Origin of the sequence: Sphingobium sp. IP1 (genome assembly GCF_002708645.1) — a bacterium.
GTDB lineage: Bacteria > Pseudomonadota > Alphaproteobacteria > Sphingomonadales > Sphingomonadaceae > Sphingobium > Sphingobium yanoikuyae.
Genome location: NZ_NOIW01000136.1, coordinates 1 through 11905 on the forward strand (window position 1 = coordinate 1; position 11905 = coordinate 11905).

Here is an 11905-nt window from a genome sequence, read left to right on the forward strand (position 1 = left end):
ATGATGAGCGCTTCGAGCAGCTGCTCATAATAAAGCGAGGAACTAGGGTCGCCCTGGCCATCAGCATCGTGTGCCTGTCCGGCCGCACTGGCAGAACGCGTTCGCGCAGCGCGTATTTGCCATTCCGCCATGGCGCGCCAGGTCGCGGCATCACGCGCCGCAATTGTTTGCTGCGCAAGGCCGATCAGCATGACCAGTGCACCCAATAGGGCAAGGGCCGCAGCGCCATAATAGCTATGCTCGTACATCGCGCGCAGCAAGAGACCGTAGATGACCGTGCCGACCACAAGCATCAATAGGCAAAAGCAGACTGCATCGATGATGCGTCCCGTACGCCGGGACCAGCGAAAATGAGCGGGACTGTTGATGTCGCGGGGCATCATGACCAAGTTCATGTCAAATAAAGCGATCTGCTGCAACTTGGAATATGCGGGAACATGAAGCGATAACGATATTTGGAGGTCGTGTCGCAATATAAGGTTGCGCCGATAGCTTGCCCATCGGAACTGGAAGGTTCACCAGCCCCGCGAGCATGGTCAGGGTCGCGAGGACGGTTCATGCCATGGCTCGAAATCATCTGGTCTGTCTGATGCAGCAAGCGTGCCTCTCGACACATCATAATTGGAAAGAGCGCGAATGCGCGGCAAATCTTCTTCGCTGGGCAGGGGGACAGAATAGAAGTTGCCCTGAACCTGCTGGCAGCCCTGGCTACGCACAAATTCCAGTTGCTCGAGCGTTTCAACGCCCTCAGCCACGGTCGCCACGCCCAATCGCTTCCCCAGATCCGCGATCGCATGAACGATTGCGGCACAATTGGGGTTCAAAGCTGCATCGCGAACGAAACTGCCATCAATCTTGATTTTTTGAAAAGGGAAGGCGCGCAGGTGAGAAAGCGAAGAATAGCCGGTTCCAAAATCGTCCAGGGCAATCGAAACGCCCATCTTCTGGATGGTACGCAATTCTTCGAGCACGCGCTCATTATCGTCAAGAAGTGCGGTTTCGGTGATTTCGAGCTCAAGCCGCGCAGCTGGAAGCCCCGATTCAAGCAGCGCACGCGCAATTCGGTCGGGCAAATATCCCCGGCCCAGAAGGCTTGCCGAAATATTTACCGCGAGACAGGCGCCGTCTGTCCAGTTGGTAGCGTCCTTGCAGGCCTTGCTGATCATTAAATCGCTCAAGGCTGCAATCAAGCCGCTCTGTTCGGCGACCTCGATGAACCGTGAAGGAGGGATCCAGCCGGCTTCGCGATGGAACCAGCGTGCAAGCGCCTCCCTGGCTACAGGTTCCTCACGACCAAAGGCCATGATTGGTTGATAGAAGACAAAAAAACCGTCCTGGCTCTCGAGTACGAGACGAAGGCGCGCTTCGATCATCGCGCGCTCATGGAGGCGCTGCTCCATATCGGGTGCAAAAAGGCATAGCTGCCCCTTTCCCCGTGCCTTGGCTGCGGCAAGCGCTATCCCTGCGCGAGCGAGGAGCTTGTCTCCTTGCAGTCCATGTTCAGGGGCGAGCGCGACCCCGATTGATGCTGTCATGACGATCCTCTGCTGCGCCACCAATATCGGTGCCTTCAATCGATCCTGCAGATGCCGCGCGAAGATTGTCGCGCTGCGAGCGTCATAGCCGGGCAACACCACGGCGAACTCGTCGCTGCCCAATCGGCTCACTGTCATGAGTGGATCAAGGCACGCCTGGGCGAGGCGCCCGGCCATTGCAGAAAGTATCTTGTTGCCAATGCCGTTGCCACGAAGGTCGTTGATGAGACGGAAGCCATCCAGATCTATATAGAGAAGTGCCGCGTGAAAGCCCGGGCTGGACAGGATGAGATCAAATTGATCCTGAAATGCGAGCCTGTGAGGAAGGCCGGTCAAAAGGTCGTAATGGACGAAGCTTTCCACTTCATCCTGTTGCGCTTTTTGTTCAGGAGGCTCCCCGATACTGACTGCGCGTCCTCGCAACTGCCTTAGCTGATGTGCCAGTTGCCCTGGCCAGACCGGACGCAAGATGGCGCTTGTCTCATCACCGACCGGCGGCATGTCGGAGCAAAGCCCATGCCCAAGATAGCCCTCGCGTGCACGTTGGCGGGTTGACGCCATCTGCTTGTGCCGGCGCCAATGCAGTGCAATGGCCAGCAAGGCCATCAGACAAGGTGCGGCCAATATCATCTTGCCGGGCAGGGCGGCCAGTTCTGGCCACGGTCTCATGTGAAACAGGCCGGCCAGCGCCAGCATCGCTGCGCTCCCCGCAGCAGCCAAGGGATGAAAGATCAGTCCATGAAGGAAGAGCAGCATGCCAAATGAGAGCATGAAGCCCATGGTGGCGGAACTCAGATCATTATGGACCAGCAGGCTCCCAGTCCAACCCAGCGTGCCTATAAAGCATATCGCAGCCAGAAAATTGGTCCAGCGCGCGTCATTGAGTAAGTCCGATGTTTTAACGAACGCTCTGCGGCTGCGTCGGCATATGGCGACGCAACCCCAGGCTGCAACGAGCAATATGGCTACCAGGGCCATGGCCACATTCACCAAGCCTGGAAAGGATAGTGGTAAGGCAAAAGCCACCGCGTTGGCAGCCAGGATCAGTGCTAGACCAAGCGGCAGGCCTTTATGTGAGGAAATAGACGAACCTAATCGCCGCCGAAATCTTGTGGGCGTTACCCTTGGCGACGCTGATGCCGGCCTGGATGACGCAGTCCCCCACATCATCTCCTGTCTCCTGCGAAGCGGGGAGAGCGACGAGCCAAAAATGCCTGCATATCAAGCACGGCCTTATTCAGGTGAAGCGAGCTGGGGCGTGCTAATGGCATTCCAACTCCTTCTTGGTTCGCTCCTGGTGAACATCGGCGGCATAGGCATGGTTCGATGTCCATTCCCGATCTTATCCGGCCAATTTGCTGGTAACCATAACCCTGCCGCTCATATCATTCACTTTAATTATCGCTATCGGGTTGATCAGCCGATGATGCGGGCCTGATATAAAGTATAGATCCATCGCTGCCCGACCTGGCGCTGATTATGCCTGCAACGGTCATCGTGTCTATATGCACTGTAACCAAGCTATTTAGTTCAGGAATATTGATACCGCTGATCACCATCCCATAAGGGCTCAATATGCGCACGCGTATCTCGGAAAGGTCTCCACCATGTTCCAAAACAGCAGGAAATGGCAGTTCTTTTGAAAAATGCGATGACAGGATTGCTTTTGCATCCATGGAATCAAATCTTGCCTTCTCATAACGGTAGAGAAACTATATTTGTAAAAATATAGCTGAAACATATTCTTGTGTACGAATATGATCTCGCCTGAAATAATTACAATATTCGAAGAATGGATATTATGCACGATAAATCGACAAATCAAAACCGACAAATGTCGTCATATTGCCGCTTGCGACGAACGGTTTGTCGCATGAAATTGCATGAATTACGTATTTTGCCGGGACTGACATGCTATGTACTGGCATGCTCTATATTCGCCAGGTCATGAAGCGGCATAGGTGGCCCGTCGGTTGGGTTGGGTGCTTAGTGCATCGGGATAAATAAAGGGCCGGCACATTGCCAGCGCATGGCGCGCGGGAATCAGGCGCGCCATACGCCGGCGCCTTTCATCATCCTCTCCGATCCGACTGCGTGTCGAAGGCGTCAGAACTGACCTGCGGGTCGCACGCCTCAGGCCTCGCCCATGTTCCTTCAAAGCGCCTTATTATGCAACAGCTGATCGTTCGTCACGATGATGGGCTTGAATATATCCATTATCCATTTCTTCTGCCGGACAAAAGTTGCCGCTCACAATAAGCGCTATCCGCAAATCCATGGTACTTCGGCTCTTGATCGCATCGGCAATCCTTGTCGTCACCAATGAGTTTTGGCGCTGTCGAGGAAATCAGGACAGCCAGTGGAAATCAGGACAGCCAGTGGAAAAGGAGTGCTGCTGATACCCAGAGCAGAAACGAAAGAAAGACGCCCGTCAACAAGCCTCGCATGATCCGCGGCGGCCGTCCTGTCTCGGATTGTATCAGCATGACCCTCTCCATATGCCAGCCAATCTCTTTTGATGGCTCGGCTGAACAACATTTTTGCTGAAATCAGGTTCCATGACATCAATATCATTTACTGAGCGATATTGATTATCGATTTGTCGGGGTTGATGCTGCGCCTATCGCCGCGAATATTGCCTTATTGTCTCGGCCAGCATTTCGGTTAAGAAATGATATCGTGACAATGGGCTTTTCGGGGGCGGGGAAATTTGGATAGCATCTGGATAGAAGCCGTTATTCTCGGGCTGGTTCAGGGCCTGACCGAGTTTTTGCCGGTTTCTTCGAGCGCCCACTTGCGAATCGTTGGTGCTCTTCTGCCATCAGGGCGTGATCCGGGCGCTGCATTCACTGCAATCAAGCAGATTGGTACGGAGATAGCTGTGCTGATCTATTTTCGTCGGGATATCTGGCGGATTGCAGTTGCGTGGCTGGGTGCACTTCGAGGCGGTGAGAAAACTGCAGAGGCCCGGCTGGGCTGGCTTGTCATCCTGGGAACTTTGCCAATTGTTGTTCTTGGCCTGATCTTCAAGTCCAGCATCGAAACGGATTGGCGAAGCCTGTATATAACGGCATTGATGCTCATCATTTTCGGGCTGCTGCTCGGTATCGCCGACCATTTTGGTGTTCGCCGAAGGGCGCTGGACGAGATGAATTTGAAGGATGGGATATTGCTGGGCCTTGCTCAGGCGCTGGCGCTTGTGCCGGGCGTATCCAGATCGGGCGGTACAATCAGCGCCGGACTGGCGCTGGGCTTCAGTCGTGAGGCAGCGGCCCGATATTCGTTCCTTCTGGCCGTCCCTGCAGTGATGGCTTCGGGACTTTATCAGTTGCTCAAAAGCTGGGGCCAATTCGGCCCGATCGGGCCCGGGCCTACATTGCTGGCGACCATGATTGCCTTTGCGGTCGGCTATGGTGTCATCATTGCGTTCCTGCAGATTGTCAGCCGTCATAGCTATCTGCCCTTCATCCTTTATCGCCTGGGGCTTGGGTGGATTCTTCTTGTCATGCTCGCTTCAGGCGCGCTGGTGACGCGATAGGCGGGGTTGCGCATGATTTTCTTGGTCAATGCTGCGCTGCGAGCAGCTTGTGCCACGTCAATATATGGTTGCAATATGCAGCGGTCAGCCATCGGGCCCGGGTGAATTCACGACAGAACTGCATGCCCCAAGTCGCAGCGATACGATGGTCATATGCTGTTGTTTGGCGCTGCTGGCGGACGAAGTGGTCATGGCATGGGACAAGCGTGCCGCGTCGGCAGGCGCGCGCGCGTCCGTTGCAGGTGGCGCCTATAACAAAATTTTCGGTTAAGTGATTGTTGTCTTGATCTTTAAATGAAGGACATCAATTGGGGTGATGATCCGTTCACTAAAGTGAGATCAGAAAGTCAATTGGCTAGTGTCGGTTGTTCAATATTGGGGCTGGTGGAAAAACAGCGATGACATGTCATCGCAGGCATAGTAATAAAAATGTCCCAATCAGTTTATTCGGGACGCAGAGATATGAAAAAAATTTCAGGAGTGGATGAAAGCCTCGTTGCGATTGCTGCCAATATTGTTGCAGCGCACATAGGAAACAACAAGACGGAAGCTCAGCAGCTCCCCGGGATCATAAAGTCCGTATATGATGCCCTAAATGGATTGGGTCAGGCCGCTGTGATCAAGGAGGAGGCGCCCAAGCCAGCCGTTTCAGTACGATCCTCGGTGAAGCCGGATTATATCATATGCCTTGAAGATGGGAAAAAGCTCAAGATTCTCAAACGCCATCTCATGACGAGTTACGGCCTTACCCCGGACGAATATCGTGAGAAATGGAATCTTCCTGCTGATTATCCCATGGTCGCTCCAAATTATGCTGCATTCCGAAAGGCATTGGCGCACCAGAACGGGCTTGGTCAGAAAACAGCTCGGCGTAACGGGAAGAGCGGCAAGACTGCAACGTCGACTGCCAAGCCGGCCCGGCGCAAGGCGGGTGAGCGGGTGGGGGTCGCCTGAGTCCGGTCAGGGCCTGAGTCCGGTCAGGGCCTGAGAAATGGGAGGCCTTGAAAAGCGCTTGCAGCTGTTGATTGCGTTGGCCTCGGCGCCGTTTCTATCCGGGGGGGGAGGAAGATGATACGACGCCGAGGCCAATGTTCGATTAACATGACTGATTTGATATGACGAGTTGGTTCGTTCAACTTTCGGATAAATTTCGGTTCGCAATCCAGATTGTGTATATTTTTGTCGATTTCAAAAAATAATAATTTAGCAAAAAAATTGCGAGATGGAGTTCGCGCACAAGCCAAGAAAATTGATTCTGGATTGATGATGTTGACTGCGAGCCCTATGATTGGTCTTGCATGCCATTCGCCAATACGGCTATTTGTGGGATGTGATGAGCGTCGGATTGATATTTCGGGCCAGATGCGGGGCAGGTTCATGGCGCAGGTGAGGATGTCGTTTCCGCAGTTGCTGCGGCGGGCAGCATCTTGTGATGGCAAAGAGTTTTTCTTGCCGTATAGGGAGCATGCACTTCTTACGCTGCTACTCCTTAATCGCGGTAAGATATTAAGTCGCGATGAGATCATCTCGAGGCTCTGGCCCTGCGCGGACGGCGGCCCTGCTTCCGCCGCAAATCGTATCACCCAGATGGTGAACATCATTCATGCACGTTCGGGGGCGGAATTTATCGAAGTCTGCCCCGGACGTGGCTTGCTAATTGACGCGCCGTCGAGTGGCCTGCGGGCGGTCGCCGCCTGAGCCGACCTTGCGCCTCAGCTTCTTGGTCAGCTATCTTCGCGGCATGGTTGAGTTTTGGTCATCTCCATGGCGTCCCCCGGCAGTTGGGATGGATGTGCTCATCGGACCTGCTGGCGGCGCATGACGGCGCGATCATGCTGGATCTCGAGCCAGCGTTCCAATTGATTGTACCCAAGGCTATGGCGAAAGCTCAGGCCCGCGTCGCCATCCTCTTTCCAGCGTATCGTTGCCTCCTGGATCAGTAGATCAGGTATATGTATCTGCAATGCCTCATCGGCGGCGACGTTTGATTCTTCCAGCCTGATCCGAGCGCCAAACAGGGATATGTCTACTAGTTCGCAGGACAATGGCTGGCCGTCTCGATACAGGATTGCGCTTCCAGTCGCTGCGAAACGGACGGATTCAAGTGTGTGATTACCCCTGCGTTGTTCGGCCAACAGATTGGGTAGCGGTATGGCCTGCTTGAACATGAGGTATATTTTGGGGGTGTGACTGGCAACTACCGTTGCGTCCAAATCGCATCCGCTGCGTAGTGTCAGCCTTACCGATTGCCCAAGCTGCAGGGGGAGTGATGTCCTTACCTTCGCATCCCGCGAGGCGAGGCCATGCACAACGCACAAGGCCTCCCGGCCACCGGTTGACAGCTTTGCCACATGAAGCATGGCGATGCTCGCGCCAGGCTCTTGAGGAGATGAATTTGAAAAGATTCTTGAGAGCATGATACAATCGTCCGAAAATGTCGCCAATCGTAATTGCAGATTTGCTACGCTCCAATCCGGATATTGTCCGGGTCGACGCGATTTTCACATCATAATTGCAAGTTCAATATTCTCAGTTTCATATGCAAAAAATATTATAACGTCTGAATTGTCATGCCGAAATGCATGATAATTTATTTTGCGTATGAAAGGCGACCATCATTATTGGGGCCTCTGCTTTTGCAGCGTACCCGAAGCAGGGCATGAAGGCTTGATCGTCAGCAGGTGCCGAATTGATATTTGTACAAAAAATATGAATTATCAATATGGAATCTTGTTGATGTTCAAAAAATAAATAATTAACAGATCTATTTGGTTTCACGACCGTAAAATATTGTATCGATGCTCCTTTATGTGCGTTTTAATAGTTTTATGCGTGTGAAATATATGATTATGTAATATAAAATTTTGTTATTTGATTTGATGTTATGTTAGTTAAAGCCGGCTCGTATCGTGTTTAGTCTTGGCGTGCCAAAAAATAAGATTCAATATTAAATCGATATTCGATGGCGGCGTGCGCGATCGCATTGATTCCGGAATGCCTTTCATGATGCGTAAAAAATCGGAAAAATTAATTGCGACTTTATTTGAGGCCGGTCTTGGTTCAATAATGCATTCCATGATTGACCCGATGTCTCCTCACTGGAGAGCGCGTATGGCAGGCATATTCGCCATAGCTGCCGCCTATTTTGCATCCTCTTCATTGGCTCTCAGAGGCTGTGTCAGAACGCTGACGTAACGGTGGACGGCCGAGTTTCGATATGATTCCGAGGGGTTGCGACACCAACCTTGGAAGCCATCATGTGGAACCCGACCGCCCGCGCACATCATAGCCGCGCACAGCTTCGCTATGGAAGCGATCTTACCGATGCAGAATGGCATTTGATTGAGCCGTATTTGCCCGCGCCGTGCCAATGCGGACGGCGACGGCGTTGGCCGATGCGGGAGATCATCGAGGCCATTTTCTATTTGCTGCGGGCAGGTTGTCCTTGGCGGCTTTTGCCTGACAGCTTTCCGCCATGGCGCACGGTCTACCGCTGGTTCTGCACTCTGCGTGACGATGGGACATTCGAAAGTCTCAACCACCATCTTGTCCAGATCGACCGTGTCCGAACGGGGCGAGAACCGATGCCGTCAGCGGCGGCCATCGACAGCCAGAGCGTCAAGACCACTGAAGCGGGTGGTCCGCGCGGCTATGACGCAGGGAAAAAGATCATGGGCCGCAAGCGCCACGCCATGGTCGATACCGATGGTCGTGCGCTCGAACTGCTGGTTCATGGCGCTGACGTGCAGGACCGAGACGGCGCAGTGCCTTTGCTCCGGCAGTCACGCCAGCGGCACCCCTTGGTCGAGCATGCCTATGCCGACAGCGCCTACAACAGCGATCGCGTCCGGGAAGCCACATCCGTCACGATAGAGATCGTTCGGAAATTCGCCGACCAGACCGGGTTCGTCGTCCATCCCAGACGATGGGTGGTCGAACGAACCTTCTCATGGCTCAATCGAAATCGACGCTTGGCAAAGGACTTCGAGCGAACCATCAAATCCGCAACTGCACTCCTATATGCCGCTGCTGCCGTCGTCCTCATCAGGCGCATCGCTCGTTACGCATGAGATTCAAGACAGGCTCTCATACTTACGCGCTTCGACGGCGGCATCGCGGTCATGTGGCCGGCAAGCGCGTTGCTGTTTGCCAAGCTTCTCGCCAGTCCGCGTCGCCGGTGGGGCGGGCTGGCGCTGGCCTGTGCAATTCCAGGCATGTGCGCGTCCCAGCTGTTCGGATTTGGTGGCGTTGTCGGCGTTGGGCTACCCTTGCTTTGTATCCTTGAGGCATTGGCAGGCGCCTTCCTGATGCGCAGATCCTTCCCCAGATTTGGGCGCTTCGCTTCTGTGCGTGAGGTCGCGATTTTCATCGGCATCTGCGGCTTTTTCGTGCCGATGCTCAGTGCCATCGGCGCCGCTGGCTTTACCACTATGGCAAAGGATATCGGTTACTGGCAGGCGTGGCGCGATTGGTATGCCGGTCACTCATTGGGCTTGATCATCTTTGGTCCGCCGCTCATCTTGCTGCTACGCGGCGATGTGAAGCGCTGGGTGCGCGGCGCTCCTGCGCCCCTTCGCCATAATGCGTTTGGCCTTTTTCTTCTGGTGCTCGTTGCTGCGCTGGCCGCATTTGGTCAGGATCGAGTGCCTCTTGTCGTTGTGCCCTTTTTGCCGATGATAGCGGCGACCTTGCGCCTGGGGCGCTTTGGTGCGGTTGTTTCGATCCTGATATTGATCGTGGTCGGCTTGTCCCTGTCTCTGGCAGGGCATGGTCCTACTGCATTGCTTTCAGGTAGCATGGCGCTCAAGCTGCAGGTTCTCCAAATCTATTTCGCCTCGACTGTCCTTCTGTTGCTTCCCTTGGCGGCAGAGCTCTACACTCGTCGCCTTGTGCTGGAGCGGCTTCATGCGGCAGAGGCCTTGCATCGGCTCATCCTTGACAGGATGAGCGATGTCGTATTGCGCGCGGCGCTCGATGGTTCGGTCCGATATGCATCACCCTCGGCGCAGCGTATGACAGGCTATCGGGTCGCCGATCTGATTGGTCGCCCTTTGTTCTACCTGATCATTCCGGACGATCTCCCTCATGTGCTCGCCATCCGGCGGGAGGTTCTCTCATCGCCGGACGAAAGCGCAATTGTTGAATATCGCATCGTCCGCTCCGATGGCGCCATCATATGGATCGAGAGTCATGTCCGCGCTCTCGTGAATGCCGAGGGCAGCGTGATCGGAACGCTCAGCATTATTCGGGAGGTGACCGAGCGGCGACATTTCATCGAGGACTTGCGCCAGCAGGCCATGACTGATCCGCTGACCGGTGCCTGCAACCGTCGCGCCTTCGATGAGGCGCTCGAGGCATTGTTGAGTTCGCGCGTCTTCGCTGGCGAGGCAGGATGCCTCGCACTTTTCGACCTGGATCACTTCAAGCAGATCAATGATGAGCATGGTCATGCGGTCGGTGATGAGGTGCTCATCAACTTCGTCGCTCTGTTGCGCGCGACTGTGCGGGACCATGATCTGGTTGCACGCCTTGGCGGCGAGGAATTTGCGGTAATTCTTATGGGGCTTTCGCTTGAGCAGGCGAAGGCGGTGTGTGAACGCGTGAGAAAGCGGTTCGAGGCCAATGGCACCAAGTTGAAGTCGGGGCGAGTTATTCCTGCCACGGTGAGTGTCGGTATGGCTCGACTTGGCACCGGCATATCGTCAGAAAAGCTGCTGTCCGCAGCTGATGATGCGCTTTATCGCTCGAAACGAGGAGGGCGAAACCAGTCCAGTGCTGCCTGATCGGGCGGGTGGAAGGTGGGGGATTGCGAAGAGTGTGGCACGCCGTCGGTCGGGGCTGGGTATGCCTCGGCGGTAACTGATTGTTGTCGGCAACAGCTTGTCAGTATCATTGCTGAAACTGTGACATGCGAGCCGCCAGGCCCGATTTTGCGTGAAATGGTGGACGCTACCAGCCCAACTTTCTGCCCCTTGGACATACAGATTCCTCCATGCACCGGGGGTGTTTTTCTTGAGCTTGCAGATTGGGTGTGGCTAGGTCACAATAAAAACTGTCCGGGCGCTCCGACGCGATCCCGGGCTCCCCGGCGCTCGCTTTTAGCGTTGCAATATGGGCGTCGGGGATCTCATTCATTTGCGGGAGGGGCAAGCGCCATCGGCGAAGACCGATGCCCGCATGAAGTCTGCATGCATTGCCATATAGAGAGCGCAAACGCTTGATATGGAGGCAGTATTTCATCTGACAGATAAGGTCCATGGATGCATTATCCCGCTCATATCAATGTGATGTGGCTGGCATGCGACCGCGGTGGGCAGGTTGCTGTCATGCTTGCTGGCGGCAAGGGGCTGCTTCCTTCGGGCATTCGAGCCAGCCATGATTTTGATTCCATGGAACGGATGCTACTTGGCTTGCCTGTTATCGGGGATGCTATGCTGACTGCCATCGGGCGACAGTCAATCATCTCCTTCGAGCTGTGTCGACGTGGCTTGTTTGTCTATCATTAGCCTGATGCAGATTGCGTAGGCCAAATTGGCAGGCGGAGTTATGGCCTCATCTACCTGCCTGGCGCGCAACTTGCCATCGGCAACCTGCCATCACGCGCTCGCGCCTCTATTTATAGGGCTGGTGTTGCATTTGGCAGTTCATTTTGTCTTGCGGATGATGAGTTCCACCATATTCACCCTTCTGATAGGTCGAGTTTATGGATTTGAGCCGAATTGATTCTGTATATGGTCGAATGACATGAATTTGGCCAATTTAAACTAGATGCATTTTCGACGAGCGAAGGCGTGTATGGAATATTTGGTGCTTAATTTTCGTTCATTAATAT

Annotated in this window: 10 protein-coding genes; 7 read left to right on the forward strand and 3 right to left on the reverse strand. The window is 54.2% G+C overall.

Features of this window, described 5'->3' with window-relative positions; translation table 11 throughout:
• Together CG471_RS26565 and CG471_RS26570 are read right to left on the reverse strand one after the other, a co-directional pair.
• The coding region (locus CG471_RS26565) for a hypothetical protein (protein WP_143560279.1) at positions 1–419 on the reverse strand (419 nt) is incomplete at its 3' end.
• Positions 420–536: 117 nt separating this feature from the next.
• Positions 537–2513, reverse strand: coding sequence for a bifunctional diguanylate cyclase/phosphodiesterase (locus CG471_RS26570; protein WP_180275806.1), 1977 nt, complete (start codon positions 2511–2513; stop codon positions 537–539).
• Here CG471_RS26570 and CG471_RS30850 point away from each other — a divergent pair.
• The 4 genes from CG471_RS30850 (at position 2512) to CG471_RS26585 (ending at position 6771) form a co-directional block, all read left to right on the forward strand.
• Positions 2512–2973: a hypothetical protein gene (locus CG471_RS30850; RefSeq protein ID WP_180275807.1), complete on the forward strand. Its 462-nt coding sequence runs from the start codon at positions 2512–2514 to the stop codon at positions 2971–2973. The genes CG471_RS26570 and CG471_RS30850 overlap by 2 nt on opposite strands.
• A gap of 1272 nt (positions 2974–4245) precedes the next feature.
• On the forward strand, positions 4246–5073 hold the full coding sequence (locus CG471_RS26575) for an undecaprenyl-diphosphate phosphatase (RefSeq protein WP_099234307.1): 828 nt from the start codon (positions 4246–4248) through the stop codon (positions 5071–5073).
• 462 nt (positions 5074–5535) lie between these two features.
• Positions 5536–6027, forward strand: a complete 492-nt coding sequence (locus CG471_RS26580; RefSeq protein WP_099234308.1) for a MucR family transcriptional regulator — start codon at positions 5536–5538, stop codon at positions 6025–6027.
• Between the two features lie 225 nt (positions 6028–6252).
• On the forward strand, positions 6253–6771 hold the full coding sequence (locus CG471_RS26585; protein ID WP_143560281.1) for a winged helix-turn-helix domain-containing protein: 519 nt from the start codon (positions 6253–6255) through the stop codon (positions 6769–6771).
• Positions 6772–6869: 98 nt separating this feature from the next.
• Here the strand turns inward: CG471_RS26585 and CG471_RS30855 are convergent, their stop codons facing one another.
• A complete protein-coding gene (locus tag CG471_RS30855; RefSeq protein WP_180275808.1) occupies positions 6870–7241 on the reverse strand; it encodes a PilZ domain-containing protein in 372 nt (123 codons plus the stop codon).
• Positions 7242–8330: 1089 nt separating this feature from the next.
• Here CG471_RS30855 and CG471_RS26595 point away from each other — a divergent pair.
• The 3 genes from CG471_RS26595 (at position 8331) to CG471_RS26605 (ending at position 11579) form a co-directional block, all read left to right on the forward strand.
• A complete protein-coding gene (locus CG471_RS26595; protein WP_099234313.1) occupies positions 8331–9143 on the forward strand; it encodes an IS5 family transposase in 813 nt (270 codons plus the stop codon).
• Between the two features lie 18 nt (positions 9144–9161).
• Complete coding sequence (locus tag CG471_RS26600) at positions 9162–10856, forward strand: diguanylate cyclase (protein WP_257211697.1); 1695 nt, start codon at positions 9162–9164, stop codon at positions 10854–10856.
• Between the two features lie 477 nt (positions 10857–11333).
• Complete coding sequence (locus CG471_RS26605; protein ID WP_143560283.1) at positions 11334–11579, forward strand: hypothetical protein; 246 nt, start codon at positions 11334–11336, stop codon at positions 11577–11579.
• The last annotated feature ends 326 nt before the right edge of the window (positions 11580–11905 follow it).